The sequence below is a fragment of the Streptomyces noursei ATCC 11455 genome (assembly GCF_001704275.1).
GTDB lineage: Bacteria > Actinomycetota > Actinomycetes > Streptomycetales > Streptomycetaceae > Streptomyces > Streptomyces noursei.
The window spans coordinates 1296454-1318418 of sequence record NZ_CP011533.1; the positions used below are offsets into that span (position 1 = coordinate 1296454).

Sequence of the window (21965 nt, forward strand, 5' to 3'; positions counted from 1 at the left end):
TCATTACGAGGTGGAGCCTTCGATGCGCGATTGATCTACGCGCGTCTTACAGGGGCCCTGCGCTAGCGGATCGGCATCCCCGACAGCGTGCGGGCGATGACCAGCCGCTGGATCTCGCTGGTGCCTTCGAAGATGGTGTAGATCGCCGCGTCGCGGTGCATCCGCTCGACCGGGTACTCGCGGGTGAAGCCGTTGCCACCGAGGATCTGGATCGCCTGGGCGGTCACCTTCTTCGCCGTCTCGCTGGCGAAGAGCTTCGACATCGAGCCCTCGGCGCTCTCGAACTTCTTGCCCGTGACCGCCATCCAGGAGGCGCGCCACACCAGGAGGCGGGCGGCGTCGATCTGGGTGCGCATGTCGGCCAGTTGGAAGGCCACACCCTGGTTGTCGATGATCGGGCGGCCGAACTGCTCGCGGGTCCTGGCGTACTCCAGGGCCTCCTCGTACGCCGCGCGGGCGGTGCCGACGGCCATCGCGCCGACGGCCGGGCGGGACGCCTCGAAGGTGGCCATCGCGGCGTTCTTGACGCGCTCGCCGCCCTTGGCGCGCTCGTGGGCGCGGGCCAGCCGCTCGTCGAGCTTGTCCTTGCCGCCGAGCAGGCAGTGGCCGGGGACGCGGACGTTCTCCAGCACCACCTCGGCGGTGTGCGAGGCGCGGATGCCGTGCTTCTTGAACTTCTGGCCCTGGGAGAGGCCGGGGGTGTTCGGCGGGACGATGAAGGAGGCGTGGCCCTTGGAGCCCAGCTCCGGGTCCACGACGGCGACCACCACGTGGACGTTGGCGATGCCGCCGTTGGTCGCCCAGGTCTTGGTGCCGTTGAGCACCCACTCGTCCTTGGCCTCGTCGTAGACGGCGCGGGTGCGCATCGAGGCGACGTCGGAGCCGGCGTCCGGCTCGGAGGAGCAGAAGGCGGCGACCTTGACGTCGTGCGCGTCGCCGTACATCTGCGGGACCCAGGTGCCGATCTGCTCCTCGGTGCCGTTGGCCAGCACGCCGACGGCGGCCAGGCCGGTGCCCACGATGGACAGCGCGATGCCGGCGTCGCCCCAGAACAGCTCCTCCATGGTCATGGGGATGCCGAGGCCGGTGGGGTCGAAGAACTGTTGGGCGTAGAAGTCGAGGGAGTACAGGCCGATCTTGGCGGCCTCCTGGATCACCGGCCAGGGGGTCTCCTCGCGCTCGTCCCACTCGGCGGCGGCGGGGCGCATGACGTCCGCGGCGAAGCCGTGAATCCAGTCACGGACTTCCTTCTGCTCGTCGTTGAGTTCCATGGTGAACTCGGCCATGTCCCCTCCAGTGGTGCGTACGGCAAGCCGTTACTTCCGGTAACCAGAGTCTGTTACTCGCGGGTAACGGATGTCAACTCCTCTCCGGAGCCGAATTCGCCGCGGAGTTCGGGGTCACCGAGTCCGGGTGTTACGTTGCGCGAGCACCACGGATTCACAAGGGTGGGGAGCACGACCATGGACAGCATCGACAGCACCGGACAGAACGGCACGGGCCGGGCCGGCGCGCAACCGGCCGCCGCGGACGGCGCCGACCGGCAGCAGACCGCGACCGAGCGCAGACGACGGGAACTGCTGGAGGCCGCCGAGCGCATCGTGCTGCGCGACGGCCCGGAAGCGTCGATGAACGCGATCGCCGCCGAAGCCGGGATCACCAAGCCGATCCTCTACCGGCACTTCGGCGACAAGGGCGGCCTCTACCGCGCCTTGGCCGTCCGGCACACCGACGCCCTGCTGGCCAACCTCCGGGCCGCACTGGACGCCCAGATGCTGCGCCGGGAGCGGGTCGAGGCCACCCTGGACGCCTACCTCGCCGCCATCGAGGCCCGGCCGCAGGTCTACCGCTTCCTGATGCACCCGGCGGACGAGGACCACCCCGCGGAGTCCGGCTTCGACGTCGGCCGGCACTCCGCCCCGCTGCTGCGCCGGCTCGGCGAGGAGCTGGCCAAGGTCATCTCCGACCGGCTCGACCTGGGGCCGGACGGCGAGGAGCGGGCCCGGGTGTGGGGGCACGGCATCGTCGGCATGATGCACGCGGCCGGCGACTGGTGGCTGCGCGAACGCCCCTGTTCCCGCGAGCAGTTGGTGCGCCATCTCACCGACCTGCTGTGGGGCCAGCTGGCCACCGTCAAGGACCTGGCGGACGGCCCCGGATTCTGAGGGGCCGCGGGCGGCGTCAGGCCGGCGCCGCCGTCCGCTCCTCGCCCGCCGCCGCCCATGGGGCCCGGGCCGCCGCGCGCAGCGCCCGGCGCCGCCGCAGGCCGGTGAGCCGGTCGACGTAGAGGCCGCCGCCGAGGTGGTCGCACTCGTGCTGGAGGCAGCGGGCGAAGAATCCGGTGCCGGTCACCGTCACCGGCTCGCCGGTGAGGTCGAAGCCCTCGACGATCGCGTGATCGTGACGCGGCGTGCCCGCCTCGATACCGGGCAGCGACAGACAGCCCTCGGGACCGCGGACGACCGGGCCGTCCGCCTCCACCAGCCGGGGGTTGACGATGTGCCCCAGGTGCCGGCGGTCCTCGTCGTCGGGGCAGTCGTAGACGAACACCCGCAGCGGGACGCCGATCTGGTTGGCGGCCAGACCCACGCCGTTGGCGGCGTACATTGTCGCGTACATGTCCTCGACCAGCGCGGCCAGTTCACCGTCGAAGACGGTGACGTCCGCACAGGGGCGGGAGAGGACCGGATCACCGTACAGGCGCAGCGGGCGGGGGCGGCCGGAGCTGCCCGGGATGGTGCGGTGGCGCATGGGCCCAGAGTACGGGCCGGGCATTCCGGATCGCGTCACACAGGTGGCGGAGTTCGGGCCGGCCGCCGGATCTCGATAGGCTGATCCCCGACCGAAGCCTCCGGCCGGTCGGCGACCGCTGGAGGAGGCGCGTTCTCCCGGCAGCCCCAGGGCAGGAGTGCGCCGGATGCAAGGAGGATCTAGGACCATGGCAGGCAACACGGAGCCGCTGTCGCCGCGGGCCAAACTGGCCGTGACGGCCGGCAAGGCCGCAGCAGCGGTGTCGCGCGCGGCGGGCCGCGGCAGCGGATCGGTGATCGGCGGCCGGGTGGCGCTCAAGCTCGACCCCGACCTGCTGGCCTCGCTGGCCAGGCACCTGGACGTGGTCCTGGTGTCCGCCACCAACGGCAAGACCACCACCACCCGGCTGATCGCCGAGGCACTGCGGGCCAGCGGCCCGGTCGTCTCCAATGCGCTGGGCGCGAACATGCCCGCGGGGATCACCTCGGCGCTGGCGGGCGGCTCGGACGCCAAGTTCGGCGTCATCGAGGTGGACGAGAAGTACCTGGCCACGGTGGCCCGGGACGTCACGCCCAAGGCCATAGCGCTACTGAACCTCTCCCGGGACCAGCTCGACCGGGCGGCCGAGACCCGGATGCTGGCCGAGCGCTGGCGCGAGGGCCTGTCCGGCTCCAAGGCGCTGATCATCGCCAACGCCGACGACCCGCTGATCGTGTGGGCGGCCTCGGCGTCCGCCAACGTGGTGTGGGTCGCCGCCGGGCAGGAGTGGAAGGACGACGCCTGGTCCTGCCCGTCCTGCGGCGGTGTGATGCAGCGGCCCGGCGACGACTGGTTCTGCGCCGAGTGCGGCTTCCGCCGGCCGATGCCCAGCTGGGCGCTCTCCGGCGACCACGTCCTGGACCCGCACGGCAGCGCCTGGCCGATCAAGCTGCAGCTGCCGGGCCGCGCCAACAAGGCCAACGCCACCACCTCCGCCGCGGTCGCGGCCGCCTTCGGGGTGCCGCCGCAGGTCGCCCTGGAGCGGATGTTCTCGGTGCAGGCCGTGGCCGGCCGCTACGACGTGGTCACCTTCCAGGAGCGGGAGCTGCGCCTGCTGCTGGCCAAGAACCCGGCCGGCTGGCTGGAGACCTTCTCGCTGATCGACGGGCCGCCGACCCCGGTGATCATGTCGGTGAACGCACGCGGCGCGGACGGCACCGACACCTCCTGGCTGTGGGACGTGGACTACACCCGGCTGGCCGGGCACCCGATCTTCGTGCTGGGCGACCGCAAGCTGGACCTGGCGGTGCGCCTGGAGGTCGCCGGGCTCGACTTCCAGGTGTGCGAGACCCTCGACGAGGCGGTGGGGCAGGCACCTGCCGGCCGGATCGAGGTCATCGCCAACTACACGGCATTCCAGGACCTGCGCCGCCGCGTGGGCAACTGAGTGCGGTCCACAGAGAACACGGACAAGGACGAGCGAGCATGAGTGACAACAGCCTGCGCGTGGTGTGGATCTACCCGGACCTGCTGAGCACCTACGGCGACCAGGGCAACGTCCTGGTGGTGGAGCGGCGGGCGCGCCAGCGCCGCCTGGACGTCCAGCGCCTGGACGTCCGGTCCGACCAGCAGATCCCCACCTCCGGGGACATCTACCTGATCGGCGGCGGCGAGGACCGGCCGCAGCGGCTGGCGGCCGAGCGGCTGATCCGCGACGGCGGACTGGACCGCGCGGTCTCCAACGGCGCGATCGTCTTCTCGGTGTGCGCCGGCTACCAGATCCTGGGCCACGAGTTCATCAACGACCTCGGTGAGCGGCAGCAGGGCCTGGGGCTGCTGGACGTGGTGAGCACCCGCGGCGAGGGCGACCGGTGCGTCGGCGACGTACTGGCCGACATCGACCCGAAGTTGGGGCTGCCGCCGCTGACCGGCTTCGAGAACCACCAGGGCGTCACGCACCTGGGCCAGAGCGCCCGGCCGTTCGCCAAGGTCCGGTTCGGCAACGGCAACGGCGTCGGCGACGGCTACGAGGGCGCCTGGAACGACACTGTCTTCGGGACGTACATGCACGGCCCGGTGATGGCCCGCAACCCGCACATCGCGGACCTGCTGATCAAGCTGGCGCTGGACGTCAACGCGCTGCCGCCGGCCGACGACCGGTGGTACGACGCGCTGCGCCAGGAGCGGATCGCGGCGGCGACCGAGAACGCCTGACGGTTTCGGCGGGATCACAACGGCCGGATCCGGGTCAGCCGACCCGGATCCGGCCGTTTTCCGTGCGCCGGTGTCCGCACTCCGGGCGCTCGTGTGCCGAAGTGCCGTGCGCTTGTAGGCTGGGCGGGATCCAACCGGACGACGGGGTCCGGGCGTCCGGTTGAGTTGCAGAGGTTGCTACGAGCAATGCGTATTGGTGTCCTCACATCCGGGGGCGACTGCCCCGGCCTGAACGCCGTCATCCGGTCCGTCGTGCACCGAGCCACCGCCGACCACGGCGATGAGGTGATCGGCTTCAAGGACGGCTGGAAGGGCCTGCTGGAGTGCGATTACCGCAAGCTCGACCTGGACGCCGTCGGCGGCATCCTGGCGCGCGGCGGGACCATCCTCGGGTCGTCGCGGGTGCAGCCCGCCCACCTGCGGGACGGTGTCGAGCGGGCCCGCGGCCACGTCGCCGAGCTGGGGCTCGACGCGATCATCCCGATCGGCGGCGAGGGCACGCTGAAGGCGGCCCGGCTGCTGTCGGACGCCGGGCTGCCGATCGTCGGCGTGCCCAAGACCATCGACAACGACATCGCCGTCACCGACGTGACGTTCGGCTTCGACACCGCGGTGGGGGTGGCGACCGAGGCGCTGGACCGGCTCAAGACCACCGCCGAGTCGCACCAGCGGGTGATGATCGTCGAGGTGATGGGGCGGCACACCGGCTGGATCGCGCTGCACTCGGGGATGGCGGCCGGCGCGCACGCGATCGTGGTGCCGGAGCGGCCGTTCGACATCGAGGAGCTGACCGCGCGGGTCGCGCAGCGGTTCGAGGCCGGCAAGAAGTTCGCGATCGTGGTGGTCGCGGAGGGCGCCAAGCCGCGCGCGGGCTCCATGGCCTTCGACGTCGGCGACACCGACGTGTACGGGCACGAGCGGTTCGCCGGGGTCGCCCGGCAGCTGTCGGTGGAGCTGGAGCGGCGGCTCGGCAAGGAGGCCCGGCCGGTCATCCTCGGCCACGTCCAGCGCGGTGGTACGCCGACCGCGTACGACCGGGTGCTGGCCACCCGGTTCGGCTGGCACGCGGTGGAGGCCGCGCACCGCGGGGAGTTCGGGATGATGACCGCGCTGCGCGGCACGGACATCACGCTGGTGCCGCTCGCCGAGGCGGTCGCCAGCCTCAAGACGGTGCCCGCCGAGCGCTACGACGAGGCCGAGTGCGTGCTGTGACCCGTCCGTAGCCCCCTAGGGGACGCGCGTCCTAAGAGGCGCCCCCGGCCGCTCCGCCGGCCGGGGGCGCCTCTACGCTTGTCGCCGGAGCATTGGTACGAATCAGGAGCGAGCGGATGCATCACAGCGGGCACGGCATGGACGGCATGAACATGGATCTGCCGCCGTTCACGCTGGGGCGGGGCCTCGCGTTCGGCGGTGACGCGTTCTTCCTCGTCGGCTGTCTGCTGGGGCTGGCGCTGTACGTCTGGGCGGTGGTCCGACTGCGACGGCGCGGGGACGGGTGGCCGATGGGCCGGCTCGTCGCCTGGGTGCTGGGCGTGCTGACGGTGGCGGTGACGATGTGCACCAAGCTGAACGACTACGGCATGGCGATGTTCAGCGTCCACATGGTCCAGCACATGATCATCAGCATGCTGTCGCCGATCCTGCTGCTGCTCGGGGCGCCGGTGACGCTGGCGCTGCGCGCCCTGCCGACCGCCGGACGCGGCCGCAAGGGGCCGCGCGAGCTGCTGGTGGCGCTGCTGCACAGCCGCTACATGCGGATCATCACGCACCCGGCGTTCACCATCCCGCTGTTCATCGCGAGCCTCTACGCGCTGTACTTCACCCCGCTGTTCGACTTCCTGATGCAGTCCCGGACCGGGCACATCGCGATGATGGTGCACTTCCTGGCGGTGGGGCTGGTCTTCTTCTGGCCGATCATGGGCGTCGACCCGGGCCCGCACCGTCCGGGGTACGTGATGCGGATGCTGGAGCTGTTCGCCGGGATGCCGTTCCACGCGTTCTTCGGCATCGCGCTGATGATGGCGTCCGAGCCGATGGTGGACACCTTCCTGCACCCGCCGGCCACGCTGGGCATCGAGGCGCTGGGCGACCAGCAGGCGGCCGGCGGGATCGCCTGGGCGTTCAGCGAGATCCCGTCGGTGGTGGTGCTGATCGCGCTGGTCTTCCAGTGGTACAAGTCCGAGGAGCGCCAGTCGGCGCGCGCGGACCGGGCCGCGGAGCGGAACGGCGACAAGGACCTGGCGGACTACAACGCCTATCTGGCCTCGCTCAACGCCCGGGGGCGGTGAGAGCGGGAGGCACGCGGGACGCGGACGGCCGGAAACGGCCACCGCGGCGCGGTCGGTCATCTGGCGGCACGGGCCGCGGCCGGGGACGATGGTTCCCTGGCCGCGGCCCGTGGCGTTGTGTCCCCGGGCCGCCGCGTGAGGAGGTTGCGGGTATGCCCGGATCTGCCAGAGCGATGGCCGTCTGCACGGTGTGCGGGCTGGTGGCGGCGTCCGCCTACACCGTGGCGTTGGGCGGCAACGGCTGGGTGTGGTTCCTGTGGGTGGTGCTGGCGCTGGTGACCGTCAGGGTGGTGACGGCGCGCGGGACCTGAGCCGCGCCGCCGGGGCCCGTCGTCCGGCGGCGGTGCGGCGGCCGGGAATGGGGCTCAGAAGCGGAAGACCGGGCCGGTGGCGGCGTCCATCGTGCAGGCGTTGGGGAACTGCCGGTGCCAGGTGACGATCCTGCCGCGCCAGCGGCCGGAGGCGGCGACGGTGACCGGGTCGTACTCCCGGGTGCAGATGTGCGGGTCGCCCCGCAGCGCGTCGAGGTCGCCGTGGGCCGAGGCCAGCTCGGCGCAGGCGGCGGCGCCGTGCGGATGGGTGCCGCGGGTGTCCGGGCAGAAGAGCCGCACGCCGTGGATCCAGGTGTCGCCGGCGCCGGACACGGTCAGGAACAGGCCGTCGGAGACGTCCCGGTCGGTGGCGCGGGCCGATGCCACGCCGAATGCGGTGCACAGCGCCACGGTCACGCCCGCCGCCAGGACGGCGCGGGGGGTTCGGCGTCGGCGGCTCACGGGCATCGGGGTCTCCTGGAACGCTCGGGGCGGTGGCCCGGCGGGGCCGGGCGCCTGGACGGCGGACGGCGCCCGACGGCCCCCAGGCCACTCCCCCGCGCCCCGGCGCACAAGCGGCCACGCCGTGCGGTCGCCCGGACGGCCCTGTGGATCCGCGGGGCCCGATGGTGCGGTGACGGGCCGGCACGGTTACGGCCGACGGCTTCCGCGCCTACACTGACGGCCCTGGTCGTCCCCTGTGACCTGGCACGATCCGGCCGCACCGGCGGTCGGGGGGACGGGATAGGGGGCCGCGGTGCTGTATCAGGTGCTGAAGTACGTGCTGCTGGGGCCGCTGTTGCGGCTGCTCTTCCGGCCGCGGGTGGAGGGGCTGGCGCAGGTGCCCGAGGAGGGCCCGGCGATCATCGCGGGGAACCACCTGTCGTTCGCGGACCACTTCGTGATGCCGGCGATCGTGCCGCGCCGGGTGACGTTCCTGGCGAAGGCCGAGTACTTCACCGGGGCCGGTCTCAAGGGGCGGCTGACCGCTGCGTTCTTCCGCGGGGTCGGGCAGATCCCGGTGGACCGCTCCGGGGGCCGGGCGTCCGAGGCGGCGCTCTCCTCGGGGCTGGCGGTGCTGCGCAAGGGGCGGCTGCTGGGGATCTATCCGGAGGGCACCCGCTCGCACGACGGGCGGTTGTACAAGGGGCGCACCGGGGTGGCCGCGCTGGCCCTGAAGGCCGGGGTGCCCGTGGTGCCGTGCGCGATGATCGGGACGTTCGAGGCGCAGCCGACCGGGCGGCGGCTGCCCCGGGCGATGCGGGTCACGGTCCGTTTCGGGCCGCCGCTGGACTTCTCGCGCTACGTGGGTCTGCTGGACGAGCGCACCGCGCTGCGGGCCGTCACCGACGAGATCATGTACGCCATCCTCACGCTCTCCGGTCAGGAGTACGTGGACCTGTATGCCACGGAGGCCAAGGCCGCGGCGCAGGCCGAGACGCGGGCGCGCGGGCGGCGGGGGCACGGCGCCGGCAGCTGAGCCGCCGGGCCCGCGGCGGCGGGAGCGCACCGCCAACTGGTGCTCGGCGCCTGGGAATGCGGGGTGCTCCGCGACGAACCGGCCGTGGTGGCACGGGCGTTCGGGGGTCTCCTGTCGGCCGACGGCCGCTTCGCGGGGTGGTTCGGACGTATCGTCTTCGCAGTGCCGGTCCGTCGGACGGACTCCCCCAACAGGGCTGCGTTCGCCGCGGTGTTCCCGGCCTGACGACGAGGTTCCGCGTGGTGCGGTGCGAAGAGAGAGTGCGGACACAAACGGTGAGCGAACACGAGACCGAGTACGAGACCTACAGCAAGTTGATCGGTCTGCTGGACGAGCGCGGGGCGCGCTACCGGATCTACGAGCACCCCGCTGAGGGGGCCACGGAGGCCGTCAGCGCGCTGCGCGGGAACGCCGTCGAGCAGGCCGCGAAGTGCATCGTGGTGATGGTGAAGCTGGACAAGAAGACCAAGCGGTACGTACTGGCGGTGGTGCCGGGCGACCGGCGGGTGGATCTGGGCGCGGTGAAGGCGCTGTTGGGCGGCTCGTACGCGGGGTTCGCCAACACGGAGGTCGCGGAGCGGCTGGCCCGGAGCGTCTCGGGGACGATCCTGCCGTTCTCCTTCGACGAGGAGCTGACCCTGATCGTCGACCCGGCGCTGTTGGCGCAGCCGGAGATCTACTTCAACGCGGCGCGGCTGGACCGTTCGCTGGCGCTCGCGACCGAGGACTACACGGCGATCGCGGAGCCGCGGGTCGAGCCGATCGCGGGCTGAGCGGGCGCCGGGAAAGGGGCCGGGGGCGGCCGGGAATTCCCTCTCCCGACCGCCCCCGGTGGTGGATCAGCCGGCGGCCTTGGCGGTCGGCTTCTCCGGGACGGGCGTGGCGTGCGGCGCGCAGGTGACGTCCTTGGGGTCCGTGGTCCCCTTCAGGAAGTACGCGTCGACCCGGTTGTTGATGCACGGGTTGACCAGGCCGGTCACGCCGTGCGAACCGGCGTCCCGCTCGGTGATCAGGCGGGAGCCCGCGAGCCGCTTGTGCAGCTCGACAGCGCCGTCGTACGGGGTCGCCGCGTCACGGGTGCTCTGCACGATCAGCACCGGCGGCAGGCCCTTGCCGGTCTTGACCTCGACCGGGGTCTGCTGCTTGACCGGCCAGGTGGCGCAGGGCAGGTTCATCCAGGCGTTGGACCAGGTCATGAACGGTGCCTGCCGGTTGACGCGGGTGTTGTCACGGTCCCACGTGCGCCAGTCGGTAGGCCACTTGACGTCGGTGCACTCGACGGCGGTGTAGACGGCGTTGCTGTTCTCGGCCTTGATGTTGCCGGCCTTGTCGTCGGGGTGCGAACCGGCCGCGTCGATCAGCGGCTTGGCGTTGCCGGCCGCGTACGCGCTCCAGACCCCGGCGACCTGGGCCCACGAGTCGTCGTAGTACGGGGCGTTCTGGAAGAAGCCGGTGAGCTCGGCCGGGCCGACCACGCCGCCGATGGGGTTCTTCTTGGCGGTGACGCGCAGCTTCTCCCAGGCGGCCTGGACCTTCTGCGGGGTGTCGCCGATGTGGTACGTGGCGTCGTTCTTGGCGACCCACTTCTTCCAGTCGCCCCAACGGGTCTCGAAGGCGATGTCCTGGTCGAGGTTGGCCTGGTACCAGATCTTCTCGCGCGAGGGATTGACCACGCTGTCGACGAGCATCCGGCGGACGTGGTCCGGGAAGAGCGAGGCGTACACGGCACCCAGGTAGGTGCCGTAGGAGACGCCCAGGTAGTTGAGCTTCTTCTCGCCGAGCGCGGCGCGGACCACGTCCAGGTCGCGCGCGGTGTTCGCAGTGGTCATCTGCGACAGCATCGCGCGGCCGGTGCGCTCCAGGCAGCCCTGGGCGTAGGCGTGGGCGAGCTTGCGCTGGGCGCGCTTGTCGGCCTCGCTGTCCGGCACCGGGTCGGCCTTGGGCGCCTTGGTGAACGCCTGCGGGTCCTGGCAGGAGATCGGCGCGGAGTGGCCCACGCCCCGCGGGTCGAAGCCCACGAAGTCGTATGCCTGGGCGGTCTTGGCCCACAGCGGGTTCTTGGTGGTGACTCGGCTCGGGAAGCGCATGCCCGAACCGCCGGGCCCGCCGGGGTTGTAGACGAGCGCACCCTGGCGCTGCTGCGGGCCGCCGGTGGCGACGGCCCGGTCGACGGCGATCTTGATGGTCCGGCCGTCGGGCTTGGCGTAGTCGAGCGGGACGGTGACAAAGCCGCACTGGATCGGGGCCTTCAGCCCCCAGTCGGCGGGACAGTCCTGCCATGCGATGCCTGCCTTGGCGGCACGGGCCGCGGCCAGCGCGACACCGCGCGCCTCGGCCGTGCCGCCCGTCCGCCGCTCGCCGGCGGTGGCGGGTGTGGCTATCGCGCCGGCGAGGAGCGCACCGGTCACCAAGGTGCCGGCGGCGCCGAGCGCTACTGTTCGTCTCACGTGGTTGATCCCCCAGCTTGGAGCGCCACTTGTGGTGGCGGTGATCGCAGAGCTACAGGGTGATCCTGTCGTGTACGGACCACACTTGAACAGATTTGGCCACAATTTCTTTACCAAGCCGTAGGAAACGGGGGGTTGCGCAGCGTGCGCGCCGGTGGCCGGACGCGCCGGGCGCCGGTGCCGCACCCGGCGTGCGCCGTCGGCGGTCCGGTGCTGGCCGGCGGGCGCACGCCGGCCGTCGGGGAGTGGGCGGGACGGGCGCCGGCGGCGGCCGGCGGGCCGCGGGTCAACAGAGCGCCGACAACGGGCCGAGGAGAGGCGAGAACAGGTCAATTGGCCCCGCCGTTCTGCATATGCCGGTGCGGGCGGCACCGCCTTCAGTAACCTTCCGTGCAGGCTCTCCCACACACCGCCACGTGGGAGAGCCTCCGTGTTGTGCCCGTGTGCTGCGTGGTGCAACGTGCTCGCCGGAGGGAGTCGTCAGGTGCCCGGAATCGACCAGGTGTTGGCCCGCGCGATGGGGATACCCGGAGTCCTCGGGGCCGGACTGACCGACTGGACCAGCGGTCTGACCCTGGGGACGGCCGGGCGGGCCCCGCACGGCGATCACGACGCGGCCGCCGCGGACACCGCCGAAGTGGTCCAAGCGGTGACCCGGAACGCCACGTTCGACACCGCGGGCGGGGACGGGGAACCGCTGGAGGACCTGATCATCACGGCAGGGAACAGCTACCACCTGATCCGCCTGGTGCCCACCGCCTTCGACAGCCAGACCTGCCTCCACCTGTGGCTGGACCGGACCCGGGCCAATCTCGCCATCGCCCGACTACGGCTGCGCGACTTGGCCGCGGAGCTGGCGACGGACTGACGATCCGTCATGGACTGGACGTCCCCCTCCCGTTCGGGCCGCGGCGCCGGTGACGACCGCCGGCCCGGCCCGCTCGACCGGTACGCCGCCGAGCGCGCCACCGGCGCCCTCCGCGGCCCGGCCGGTTGCGTCTACCTCCACCGGGGCGCGGTCTACTGCGTCGAGTGCCCGACGGCCCCCGGCGTCGGGGCCCGGCTCGCCACCGCCGGCCGCCTGCCCCCGGAATGCTGGCGGCACGCGGAGAGCGCGGCCGGAGCGCACCACCGCGGTGGTCAGTTCCTCCTCCAACAGGGCTGGTTGACCCGCGGCGAACTGGAGGTCTGCCAGCTGTCGGCACTGCTGGACGCGGCCTGCTTCGTACTGGCGCAGGAGGCCGGCGCCACCTCCTTCGTGCGGGGGGACGCACACTGGCTGGGCGTGATCCGCCCGGTCGACGCCGCCGCGCTGCTGGCGGCGGTGGCCCGCCGGCAGGCGCAGCTCGACCGGTTGGACGCGTGGGCGGCGGCCGACGGCGCGCCGGTCGTCCCGATCCCCCCGGAGCACCCCGGGCGCCCGGACCGCCCGCCGCTCACCGGTCGGCAGCGGTGGCTGCTCGCGCACGCCGACGGCGAGCGCACCCCCGGTGAACTCGCCCATGCGCTCGGCCACTCGGCGTTCCTGACCCTGTTGGAGGTGCGGCGGCTGGCCGCGGCCGGACGGGTGCGGCTGCCCCCGTCGGCGGCGCTGCCGCGGCGGCGCCCCGGGGCCGTTCCGCACCAGCGGCGCGCGCGGGACACCGCGGCGGACGCACCGGTGTGGCACCTGCCGGACCCGGGCGCCCTGGAGACCACCGATCCGGACGTCGCCCTCCTCGTCCGTCTGCGTACCGCACTGGAGGAAAACCTGTGAACCCCTGTGAATCCCGGCCATGAGGCACGTGTTCGGAATGCGTGCCAGGAGAAGGAGCGTCAGAAGACCGATGACGAGCGAGACCGAGGCGATCGCCTCCGGGATCCGGGACGAATTGCGCGCACTGCGCGATCACATACGACATCTGCACGGCGGAATGGTGGCGAGTGCGGACGGCATGGTGATCGCCCATGATCTGCCGGACATCGAGCCCGACGGCCTGGCCGCGCTCACCGCGGCCGCGATCGGCGTCGCCAAGCGCCTGACCGACGCCACCGGGCAGGGCGGCTTCGAGGAATCCCTCACCCGGGGCAGCCGCGGCTACATCGCGGCTTACGCGGCCGGCAACCGCGCGGTGCTCACGGCCGTGGCGGGCCCGGAAACCAACGTCGGCCGGCTCCACCTACAGGCCCGGCGTACCGCCGCGCGTATCGCGACCCTGCTCGACGCGCCGCCGGGCAGCTCCGCCGACCAGCGTGCGGCGATCGCCGATTGACCCTCACGCCCGCCGAACCGACCGCTGCCGACGGCTCGTTGCCGTCCGCCGGTCGCCGAGTGCCGGTGGCACGCCCCACTCGCGGCCGTCGGCTGAAGACCACATTCCACCACGACGACAATCCAGCGAAACCACCGAACGGAAAGGCCCGACCCCTCATGACGCAGATGGAAACCGCGCTCGGCGAAGCGATGTCGACGATCGAAGGCGCGATAGGCGTCGCCCTGGTCGACTACACCAGCGGAATGGCGCTGGCCACCCTGGGCGATCCGCAGACCTTCGACCTCAATGTGGCGGCGGCCGGGAACACCGATGTGGTGCGCGCCAAGCTGCGCACGATGGAAATGCTGGAACTCCAGGGCTCCATCGAGGACATGCTGATCACCCTGACCTCGCAGTACCACATCATCCGGCCGGTGACGGGCAAGAACGGCAGCGGTCTCTTCCTGTATCTGGTACTGGACCGCAAGCGCGCCAACCTCGCGCTGGCGCGCCACCGCCTCGCCCGCCTGGAGTCCGATCTGGAGGTGTGAGCCTCCTCAGCCGGCCGCGGCCCGGTCGAGCAGCCGCCGCAGCGACAGGCCGTCCGGGGCGACCACGGTGGCCAGCGCGGCGGGCCCGGCGAGCGGGGCAAGGACGCCCTGGGCCGCGCCGTCGCCGGCCGCCCCGCCGAGCAGCCGTACCTCGGCCGGCATGTCGGTGAACTCCGGTCCGGCGAGGAGGAATTGGCCCACGGCGCGGTGGCCGCCGAGGACCGCCGAGGTGTCCCAGCCGGGGGCGCCGGGCCCATAGGCGGTCTCCTGGTCGAGGAGCACCCGACCGGCCTGACGGATCATCAGGCGACTGCGCAGCGCGCCGGTGTGCTCGCCGCTGCGGCCCAGGATCTGTTCCTCGCGGAACACCAGTCGGGCGGTCGGGGCGAGGTCGATCGTGGTGGTCATCCGCAGGTCGCTGCCCTCGGCGGAGATCAGCGGCTCCGGCAGCCATTCCAGCCGGGCGCCGTCGCCCACCGTCAGGTGGACGTCGTAGGTGGCGAGCTCGCCGGTGCGGCCGGGCAGGGCGACGGTCGCCGCTGCCGCGGTGATCCGCAGGGAGGTGCCGGCCTCGGCGGTGGCCTCGATCCGCAGCCGGTCGCCGCCGAGGGGCGCGCTCATGGCGCCGACCAGGCAGACCCGGGCCTGGTCGGCGTGCGACTGGACGCGGCGCAGCGCGAACGGGCCACCGCCCTCCAGCACCGGCAGCCGGCTCGTACCTCCCCCACTCTCGGCTTCGCTCGAGCGGGGGGTGCCCCCATCGTCCAGCCGGGCGACGATGCGGGCGGTGGCCCGCAGGCCGACCGCCGGGGCGGCGGGGGCCTGCGGTGCGGCGGGGCGGGGAAGGGTGCGGGTCATGCGGTGGCCGTGGTCCAGTGCGCCAGCTGTGCCCGGACCCAGTCGGCGACGGGCTTGACGCCGTCGGGCTGCTTCAGGGCCGTGAAGGCGACCGGGAGTTCGCCGCGCTGCGCCTTGGCGTCACGGGCCATGCCGTCGAGATCCACACCCACATAGGGGGCGAGGTCGGTCTTGTTGACGACCAGCAGGTCGGCGGTGGTCACGCCCGGCCCGCCCTTGCGCGGGATGTCGTCGCCACCGGCGGTGTCGATCACGAAGATCTGCGCGTCGACCAGGCCCTTGGAGAACGTCGCGGTCAGGTTGTCACCACCGGACTCCACCAGCACCAGATCCAGCGGACCCACGCTGTCCTCCAGATCCTCCACGGCCTCCAGGTTGGCGGAGATGTCGTCACGGATTGCGGTGTGCGGGCAGGCCCCGGTCTCCACCGCCACGATCCGCTCGGTCGGCAACACCGCCTCACGACGCAGGAACTCGGCATCCTCCCGGGTGTAGATGTCGTTGGTGACGACGGCGATCGAGAACTCCTCGCGCAACACCCGGCACAAGGCGGCCACGGTCGCGGTCTTGCCCGTACCGACCGGACCGCCCAGGCCGATCCGCAACGCACGCCGCGTCCCGTCGCCGCGCACGGGAGCAGCCGCACTGTAGGTGTGCCGCTCGGGAAAGCCGTCCTGATGATCGAGGTGCATGGTGACTCCGGTGGTTCGTACGGCCGCGGGGTGCGCGGCACGGTGGGCGGGCGGAAGGTCAGGACGCGAAGAGCCTTACCGGCCAGGCGGCGTGCGCTTCCGCGGCGATGTCGAGCAGCGGCGCGGAGGCGGCGGGCAGCGCACCGAGACCTTCGGTGACGGCGCGGTGCGCGGCTTCGGTGCCCGCTTCCGCGACCTGTTCGAGGTCGTCGGTGAGGCGGGCGAGGACGGCGGTGGCGTCGAACGGGTCCAGGCTCAGCAGCCGGACCACGGCGGTGGCCGGGCCGCTGATGTTCTCGTAGGCGACGGCGTGCGCGGCGTCCAGCGGGGTCAGCCCGGCGGACCGGGCGGCCAGGCCGAGGACGACGGGCTGGTGGGCACCGCGCGGGCGGGCCGCGGCCAGCGCGTCGAGCTCGGCGCTCGGCCAGGTGGCGCGGGCCGCCCGCATCATCTGACGGCCGAGCCGGCGGGCGACCTGGCGCAGCGCCGGGACCGGTGTGCGGGCGTCCGCGGCGTCGTCCAGGAGGAGCGGGTCCAGGCCGGCCGCGGCCGCGGCGGCGAGGCCCGCCGCGACCAGCCCCGCGGTGTGCAGCCGCCCCCGGCAGAAGGTCTCCAGGGTGGCGGCGTCCTTGATGTGCCCCGCGGCGACGGCCGGTTCGGCGCCGCCCGAGTGGGCGTGCCCTCCGGCGGGGAACCGGCCGTCGGCGAGGACGAGCAGCGCAGCGCGGCTCATGCCGACACTCCCCCAGCCTCCGACCGGGGGTACCCCCACGCTTCGCTCGGCTTCGCATTCGCTCAGCGCGCACCTTTGAATGATTCGCTCGCTACGCTCGCTCATCGTTGGTGCTCCGGATCTTTCATTGACGGTACGTCAGAAGAGGAAGTACCGCTGGGCCATGGGGAGTTCGGCGGCGGGGGCGGGTTCGACCACCTCGCCGTCGATGGTCACCGTGAAGGTGTCGGGGTCGACATGGACGCGCGGCAGGGCGTCGTTGTTGCGCATGTCGGCCTTCTTGACACCGCGGGTGGAGCGGATGGCCTCGAAGGACTTCGCCAGCGGGAGGCGCTCGGGGAGGTTGTCCTCCAGGGCCTGCTGGGAGACGAAGTTGACCGAGTTGCTGCCCGGGGCCTTGCCGAAGGCGCCGAACATCGGGCGGGGCAGCACCGGCTGCGGGGTGGGGATGGACGCGTTGGCGTCCCCCATCTGCGCGTAGGCGATCTGGCCGCCCTTGATGACCAGCTGCGGCTTGACGCCGAAGAACGCCGGGTCCCACAGGACGAGGTCGGCGAGCTTGCCGCTCTCGACCGAGCCGACGAGGTGGTCGATGCCTTGGGCGATGGCCGCGTTGATGGTGTACTTCGCGACGTAGCGCCGGGCGCGGTGGTTGTCCGCGTGGCCGTCGCCGGGCAGCGCGCCCCGGCGACGCTTCATGACGTGCGCGGTCTGCCAGGTCCGCATCACGACCTCGCCGATCCGGCCCATGGCCTGGGCGTCGGAGGACATGATCGAGATGGCGCCGAGGTCGTGCAGGATGTCCTCGGCGGCGATGGTGGAGGGCCGGATCCGGGACTCGGCGAAGGCCAGGTCCTCCGGGACCGCGGGGTTGAGGTGGTGACAGACCATCAGCATGTCGAGGTGTTCCTCGACGGTGTTGACGGTGTGCGGCCGCGTGGGGTTGGTGGACGCGGGCAGCACGTTGGGTTCGGAGACCATCGCGATCATGTCGGGGGCGTGGCCGCCGCCGGCGCCCTCGACGTGGAACGCGTGGATGGAGCGGCCGGCGATGGCGGCGATGGTGTCGCCGAGGAATCCGGCCTCGTTCAGGGTGTCGGTGTGGATCGCGAGCTGGGCGCCGCTCTCCTCACACACCGTCAGACAGGCGTCGAGGACGGCGGGGGTGGCGCCCCAGTCCTCGTGGATCTTGAAGCCGAGGATGCCGGCACGCAGCTGGTCGCGCATCGACGGCAGGGACATGGTGTTGCCCTTGCCGAGCAGGCCGACGTTGACCGGCAGGTTGTCCATCGACTCGAAGAGTCGGGCGATGTGCCAGGCACCGGGGGTGATGGTGGTGGCCTTGCTGCCCTCGGCGGGGCCGGTGCCGCCGCCGATCATGGTGGTGATGCCCGCGGCCAGCGCCTCGTCCGCCTGCTGGGGGCAGATGAAGTGGACGTGGGTGTCGATGCCGCCGGCGGTGAGGATCTTGCCGTTGCCGGCGATGACCTCGGTCTCCGGGCCGATCACCAGGTCGGGGTGGACGCCGTCCATGGTGTCGGGGTTGCCGGCCTTGCCCAGCGCGACGATCCGGCCGTCGCGGATGCCGACGTCGGTCTTGACGATGCCCCAGTGGTCGAGCACCACGGCACCGGTGATCACGGTGTCCGGCGCGCCCTCGGCGCGGGTGACACGGGACTGGCCCATCGACTCGCGGATCACCTTGCCGCCGCCGAAGACCGCCTCGTCGCCGGCCCGGCCGGGGCCGCCGGAGCGGTCCTCGGAGATCTCGATGACCAGGTCGGTGTCGGCGAGCCGGATCCGGTCGCCGACCGTCGGGCCGAACAGGTCGGCGTATTCCTGGCGGGTCAGTTCAGGCACCTTCGACTCCGTTCTCCCCGAGAATCCGACCGGGGGCGTCCCCGTCTCCACCCGCTCGGCCGCGGTGCAGGTCGTTCCACGGCTGCGGCCCGGCGGCCTCCCGCCGGTCGCCCGCGTCGAGCGGCCCTCCGGTCTGCCCGCGCAGCCCCGCGACGATCCGCTTGCCCCCGATGGGGACCAGCTCGACCTCGGTGGGAATGCCGGGCTCGAAGCGCACGGCGGAGCCGGCCGCGACGTTCAGCCGCTTGCCGTGCGCGGCCGCGCGGTCGAAGTCGAGGCCGGGGTTGGCCTCGGCGAAGTGGTAGTGGGAACCGACCTGCACAGGGCGGTCGGCGGAGTTGAGGACGGTCATGCGCGTGAGGGGGAGGCCATCGTTGAGGCGCACCGGCTCGTCGGCGTAGAGGATCTGTCCCGGGATCATTTTCTGCTCTCCCGCGGTCAGTTGATGGGTTCGTGAACGGTGACGAGCTTGGTGCCGTCGGGGAAGGTGGCCTCGACCTGGACGTCGTGGATCATCTCCGGGACGCCTTCCATGACGTCGTCGCGCGTGAGCACCTTGCGCCCGGAGGACATGAGCTCGGCGACCGTACGGCCGTCCCGCGCCCCTTCGAGGATGTGCACCGTCAACAGGGCGATGGCTTCCGGGTGGTTGAGCTTCACACCCCGGGACCGCCGCTTTTCAGCCACGTCTGCCGCCACATGAATCAACAACCGTTCCTGCTCATGCGGGGTCAGTTGCATACGTTCCACCTCACAGGTTTTCACCCGGGCGCATTTGCCCAGGCCACAGGCGTGAGCACACCTGCGCAGTTAGATGTACCACACAATGTTTAAAGGCGGAGCAAACCGGCTTTCAGTAATTGACCATCAACTTCCTCATGGCGGAAGCCTAGTTAGGCGAGATTTCGACGGTGTTACAGCGGACGTCGCATGGCACGACCCGCGTCACGCCTGGCGTAACACACCGGAAATCACCGCACGCCACCGACCGGCGACCCGCTTCACGGCGGCGACTTCCACGTCGGAGGCCGAGGGGTGCACGGAACCGGGGTGGCACATTCCACATCCCCAACCCCCTTCCGGAATACGGAAATCCGGCGGAAGCGCACATAACCATCCGGAAAAATCTCCACAAAGCCGGCACCCATTCCGATTCACGAACCCGCGCGTTCACTATCCGGTCTTGACAGGTTTCAAACGCGGTCGCAATCCTCATGTTCTTGTCAAGAATTCCGCTGCGCACCAACCCCCACAACAGCATCGGAGCCCCCCGTGATTCGCTCTTCCCGTATCCGCCGCGCGGCGCTCGCCGCCGGCACCTGCACCGCCGTCGCCGCCCTCCTGGGCACCGCGGCGGTCGCCCAGGCCACCTCCCCCCACGTCCAGGCCGCGCCGGACATCCCGGTGGCCGGCATCAAGGCACATCTGGACCAGCTCCAGTCCATAGCCGACGCCAACGGGGGCAACCGCGCCCACGGGCAGGCCGGCTACCAGGCGTCGATCGACTACATCAAGGGGAAGCTGGACGCGGCCGGCTTCACCACCACGGTCCAGGAGTTCGACAGCGGCGGCGCCAAGGGCTCCAACCTGATCGCGGACTGGCCCGGCGGCGCCGAGGACTCCACGGTGATGGCCGGCTCGCACCTGGACTCGGTCGAGGCGGGCCCGGGCATCAACGACAACGGCTCCGGCTCGGCCGGCATCCTGGAGGTCGCCCTCGCCGTCTCACGGGAGCACCTCAAGCCCACCAAGCACCTGCGGTTCGCCTGGTGGGGCGACGAGGAGGACGGCATGGTCGGCTCCCGCCACTACGTCGACGCCCTCGGCGCCGGCACCTCGAAGATCTCCGCCTACCTGAACTTCGACATGATCGGCTCGCCGAACCCGGGCTACTTCGTCTACGACGACGACGCCAAGCTGGAGAAGGTCTTCAAGGACTGGTTCGCCGCGAAGAACATCGCCACCGAGCGGGAGACCGAGGGCGACGGCCGCTCCGACCACGCCCCCTTCAAGGACGCCGGCGTCCCGGTCGGCGGGCTCTTCTCGGGCGCCGACTACATCAAGACCGCCGCCCAGGCCAAGGCGTGGGGCGGAACCGCGGGCAAGGCGTTCGACGCCTGCTATCACCGCTCCTGCGACACCAGCAAGAACATCGACGACACCGCGCTGCACAACCACACCGACGCCATCGCCAACGCCATCTGGCAGCTGAGCTCCTGACGCCGCGACGGCAGTGACGGCCGCCCCTGCGCGCGGCCGTCCTCCGTCCCCGCGGTCACCTCTCCCGACCCGGTCGCCGATCCCCGGCGGCCGGGTCGCGGTGTTCCGCCGCGATGCCGAAGCGCTGCCGTTCGCCCGGAGCGGACGGCAGGGACCGCACGGACGAGACCGTGCTGATCACTTCCACCCCTTCGGCATCCGCTTCCTGCCGCCCCAATTCTTCGAGTCGCTCCAGGTCAGCGGCGGATACCAGCGCGACGAGGGGCCTCCCGTGCCGGGTCACGACCACCCGCTCGCCGCCATAGACGACGCGGTTGATCAGATCCGCGAGTTCGGCCCGGGCTTGCGTCACCGGAATTTCGTAGGCCATGCTCCTAGCCTATGCAACGTCCACCTGGTCCGCCGTAGTCCGGGGCGACAGCGAATGGCCAGGTCAGAGGTTCTCGCGTGCTCCTGTGCGCTCTCGTGTGTGAGAGATGTGTGAGACGAGGTGAGACACGCGTTCGCGGTCAGCGCCTGCTCGAGGACCCCCGAGCAGGCGGGCGAACGGATACCGCCAAGCCGTTCCGGCATCGGCGACACAGCCCTGACAGCACGGCCTCGCCCATGTGGATCGAAAGCGTCGCCGACCGGGCCGCCGGTGGGCACGGCTTCGGCGGCCGGAGGTTCAGGGATCGAGGTCGAGGACGCGGACGGGTTGCCCATGCCAGCGCTGCGGGTCGGTGGTGGCGACGACGGCGCCCTCCGGCCGGTCCGGTGTGAGCTGGGCCGCGTGCTGGCAGTGAGCCGCCGACCACGACGCCTGCTGAGCCACCGCGAGTACCGTCGTTATTGGATCTCACAGTTCGTGCCGTAGGGCATCACGCTGACCAGCGGGTTTCTGGGCTGTCTCAGCCCGTGTCCGCGTACCCGACCCGAGTCTCACGTCCGTGGCATTTCCTCAGCAGCGGCATCGGCAGCCATCTGTTCTACCCGCTCACGCTGGGTCACGGCATGCTCCATGCAGCCGACGACGTCCTTCTTGGACTCCGGCTCCAGGGTCTCCGGGATCTTGTCGAAGGTGCCGGAGAGGACATCCAGCAGGCCCCAGATCTGTTCGCCGGTCCTGACGGTCAGCAACAGCTGGCATCTCCACTATGGCGACACCTCGGGACGGTGGCGGAGCTGATGCACGAGTGTGGGGAACAGGTAGTGGGTCGCCTCTGCAGCAAGGGCTGGATACGAAGCCAGTGGAGAGGTCCATCTCGAAAGGCGAACCGGAGTGAAGGCCCACCCCTTCGTGAAACCCGCCCAGCACCGGCGACCGGACCGCATCTGGCGCGCCGGATGGGCGGTCACTCGGCACGG

25 protein-coding genes and 2 pseudogenes are annotated in these 21965 nt (G+C 71.6%); 14 read left to right on the plus strand and 13 right to left on the minus strand.

Features of this window, described 5'->3' with window-relative positions; genetic code table 11:
* Positions 1 to 62: 62 nt before the first annotated feature.
* Entirely contained in the window at positions 63 to 1286 is a 1224-nt protein-coding gene (locus SNOUR_RS05280) for an acyl-CoA dehydrogenase family protein (RefSeq protein ID WP_067344261.1), read from the minus strand.
* Positions 1287 to 1463: 177 nt separating this feature from the next.
* On the opposite strand from SNOUR_RS05280, the gene SNOUR_RS05285 reads away from it, so the two are divergent.
* Entirely contained in the window at positions 1464 to 2165 is a 702-nt protein-coding gene (locus tag SNOUR_RS05285) for a TetR/AcrR family transcriptional regulator (protein ID WP_229922026.1), read from the plus strand.
* 16 nt (positions 2166 to 2181) lie between these two features.
* Here SNOUR_RS05285 and def read toward each other — a convergent pair whose 3' ends face one another.
* Positions 2182 to 2751 (minus strand): peptide deformylase, encoded by a 570-nt coding sequence (def, locus tag SNOUR_RS05290; protein WP_067344263.1) that lies wholly within the window; start codon positions 2749 to 2751, stop codon positions 2182 to 2184.
* A gap of 187 nt (positions 2752 to 2938) precedes the next feature.
* On the opposite strand from def, the gene SNOUR_RS05295 reads away from it, so the two are divergent.
* From SNOUR_RS05295 to SNOUR_RS46010, 5 genes are all read left to right on the plus strand, one after another.
* A complete protein-coding gene (locus SNOUR_RS05295) occupies positions 2939 to 4177 on the plus strand; it encodes a MurT ligase domain-containing protein (RefSeq protein ID WP_039629912.1) in 1239 nt (412 codons plus the stop codon).
* Between the two features lie 38 nt (positions 4178 to 4215).
* Positions 4216 to 4944, plus strand: coding sequence for a type 1 glutamine amidotransferase (locus SNOUR_RS05300; RefSeq protein ID WP_067344264.1), 729 nt, complete (start codon positions 4216 to 4218; stop codon positions 4942 to 4944).
* Between the two features lie 186 nt (positions 4945 to 5130).
* The gene (locus SNOUR_RS05305; protein WP_067344266.1) at positions 5131 to 6156 is read left to right on the plus strand and encodes a 6-phosphofructokinase; all 1026 of its coding nucleotides are present in this window, start codon (positions 5131 to 5133) and stop codon (positions 6154 to 6156) included.
* Between the two features lie 116 nt (positions 6157 to 6272).
* Complete coding sequence (locus tag SNOUR_RS05310; protein WP_067344268.1) at positions 6273 to 7232, plus strand: cytochrome c oxidase assembly protein; 960 nt, start codon at positions 6273 to 6275, stop codon at positions 7230 to 7232.
* Between the two features lie 152 nt (positions 7233 to 7384).
* On the plus strand, positions 7385 to 7543 hold the full coding sequence (locus SNOUR_RS46010; protein ID WP_159425801.1) for a hypothetical protein: 159 nt from the start codon (positions 7385 to 7387) through the stop codon (positions 7541 to 7543).
* A gap of 54 nt (positions 7544 to 7597) precedes the next feature.
* Here the strand turns inward: SNOUR_RS46010 and SNOUR_RS05315 are convergent, their stop codons facing one another.
* Positions 7598 to 8011, minus strand: coding sequence for an SSI family serine proteinase inhibitor (locus SNOUR_RS05315; protein WP_067344270.1), 414 nt, complete (start codon positions 8009 to 8011; stop codon positions 7598 to 7600).
* 289 nt (positions 8012 to 8300) lie between these two features.
* Here SNOUR_RS05315 and SNOUR_RS05320 point away from each other — a divergent pair, with 289 nt between their 5' ends.
* From SNOUR_RS05320 to SNOUR_RS05330, 3 genes are all read left to right on the plus strand, one after another.
* Positions 8301 to 9023, plus strand: a complete 723-nt coding sequence (locus tag SNOUR_RS05320; protein WP_067344272.1) for a lysophospholipid acyltransferase family protein — start codon at positions 8301 to 8303, stop codon at positions 9021 to 9023.
* 84 nt (positions 9024 to 9107) lie between these two features.
* Positions 9108 to 9248 carry a hypothetical protein gene (locus SNOUR_RS05325; RefSeq protein WP_376738581.1) on the plus strand — a complete coding sequence of 47 codons (141 nt, stop codon included), beginning with the start codon at positions 9108 to 9110 and terminating at the stop codon, positions 9246 to 9248.
* A 50-nt stretch (positions 9249 to 9298) separates the two neighbouring features.
* Positions 9299 to 9796: a YbaK/EbsC family protein gene (locus SNOUR_RS05330; RefSeq protein ID WP_067344276.1), complete on the plus strand. Its 498-nt coding sequence runs from the start codon at positions 9299 to 9301 to the stop codon at positions 9794 to 9796.
* A 66-nt stretch (positions 9797 to 9862) separates the two neighbouring features.
* Here the strand turns inward: SNOUR_RS05330 and SNOUR_RS05335 are convergent, their stop codons facing one another.
* Entirely contained in the window at positions 9863 to 11470 is a 1608-nt protein-coding gene (locus tag SNOUR_RS05335; protein ID WP_067344277.1) for an alpha/beta hydrolase, read from the minus strand.
* Between the two features lie 484 nt (positions 11471 to 11954).
* Here SNOUR_RS05335 and SNOUR_RS05340 point away from each other — a divergent pair, with 484 nt between their 5' ends.
* The 4 genes from SNOUR_RS05340 to SNOUR_RS05355 all read left to right on the plus strand — a co-directional run bounded on the left by SNOUR_RS05340 (position 11955) and on the right by SNOUR_RS05355 (position 14255).
* A complete protein-coding gene (locus tag SNOUR_RS05340; RefSeq protein WP_067344279.1) occupies positions 11955 to 12338 on the plus strand; it encodes a hypothetical protein in 384 nt (127 codons plus the stop codon).
* Between the two features lie 9 nt (positions 12339 to 12347).
* Positions 12348 to 13226: a hypothetical protein gene (locus SNOUR_RS05345; RefSeq protein ID WP_067344281.1), complete on the plus strand. Its 879-nt coding sequence runs from the start codon at positions 12348 to 12350 to the stop codon at positions 13224 to 13226.
* Positions 13227 to 13296: 70 nt separating this feature from the next.
* A complete protein-coding gene (locus tag SNOUR_RS05350) occupies positions 13297 to 13722 on the plus strand; it encodes a roadblock/LC7 domain-containing protein (protein ID WP_067344282.1) in 426 nt (141 codons plus the stop codon).
* Between the two features lie 158 nt (positions 13723 to 13880).
* On the plus strand, positions 13881 to 14255 hold the full coding sequence (locus tag SNOUR_RS05355; RefSeq protein WP_067344283.1) for a roadblock/LC7 domain-containing protein: 375 nt from the start codon (positions 13881 to 13883) through the stop codon (positions 14253 to 14255).
* A 6-nt stretch (positions 14256 to 14261) separates the two neighbouring features.
* On the opposite strand, the gene SNOUR_RS05360 is transcribed toward SNOUR_RS05355, so the two are convergent.
* The 6 genes and pseudogenes from SNOUR_RS05360 to SNOUR_RS05385 all read right to left on the minus strand — a co-directional run bounded on the left by SNOUR_RS05360 (position 14262) and on the right by SNOUR_RS05385 (position 19139).
* Complete coding sequence (locus SNOUR_RS05360) at positions 14262 to 15113, minus strand: urease accessory protein UreD (protein ID WP_067344285.1); 852 nt, start codon at positions 15111 to 15113, stop codon at positions 14262 to 14264.
* Positions 15110 to 15805, minus strand: a complete 696-nt coding sequence (gene ureG, locus SNOUR_RS05365; RefSeq protein WP_067344286.1) for an urease accessory protein UreG — start codon at positions 15803 to 15805, stop codon at positions 15110 to 15112. Before ureG ends, SNOUR_RS05360 begins: the two co-directional genes overlap by 4 nt.
* Before the next feature lie 58 nt (positions 15806 to 15863).
* On the minus strand, positions 15864 to 16538 hold the full coding sequence (locus tag SNOUR_RS05370) for an urease accessory protein UreF (protein WP_067344288.1): 675 nt from the start codon (positions 16536 to 16538) through the stop codon (positions 15864 to 15866).
* A gap of 138 nt (positions 16539 to 16676) precedes the next feature.
* Positions 16677 to 18398 (minus strand): urease subunit alpha, encoded by a 1722-nt coding sequence (locus SNOUR_RS05375; protein WP_067344290.1) that lies wholly within the window; start codon positions 18396 to 18398, stop codon positions 16677 to 16679.
* A 115-nt stretch (positions 18399 to 18513) separates the two neighbouring features.
* Positions 18514 to 18819, minus strand: a pseudogene (locus SNOUR_RS05380) (urease subunit beta); the annotation flags it as partial.
* Positions 18820 to 18836: 17 nt separating this feature from the next.
* Positions 18837 to 19139, minus strand: a complete 303-nt coding sequence (locus SNOUR_RS05385) for an urease subunit gamma (protein WP_039629940.1) — start codon at positions 19137 to 19139, stop codon at positions 18837 to 18839.
* A 531-nt stretch (positions 19140 to 19670) separates the two neighbouring features.
* Between SNOUR_RS05385 and SNOUR_RS05390 the strand changes: the two genes are divergently transcribed.
* Complete coding sequence (locus tag SNOUR_RS05390) at positions 19671 to 20618, plus strand: M28 family metallopeptidase (RefSeq protein WP_067344292.1); 948 nt, start codon at positions 19671 to 19673, stop codon at positions 20616 to 20618.
* A 55-nt stretch (positions 20619 to 20673) separates the two neighbouring features.
* Here SNOUR_RS05390 and SNOUR_RS05395 read toward each other — a convergent pair whose 3' ends face one another.
* The 3 genes and pseudogenes from SNOUR_RS05395 to SNOUR_RS48060 all read right to left on the minus strand — a co-directional run.
* Positions 20674 to 20988 carry a type II toxin-antitoxin system Phd/YefM family antitoxin gene (locus SNOUR_RS05395; protein ID WP_039629944.1) on the minus strand — a complete coding sequence of 105 codons (315 nt, stop codon included), beginning with the start codon at positions 20986 to 20988 and terminating at the stop codon, positions 20674 to 20676.
* Positions 20989 to 21285: 297 nt separating this feature from the next.
* Positions 21286 to 21432 (minus strand): hypothetical protein, encoded by a 147-nt coding sequence (locus SNOUR_RS46015; RefSeq protein WP_159425802.1) that lies wholly within the window; start codon positions 21430 to 21432, stop codon positions 21286 to 21288.
* Between the two features lie 107 nt (positions 21433 to 21539).
* Positions 21540 to 21856 (minus strand): annotated as a pseudogene (locus SNOUR_RS48060) (hypothetical protein); the annotation flags it as partial.
* Positions 21857 to 21965: the final 109 nt, after the last annotated feature.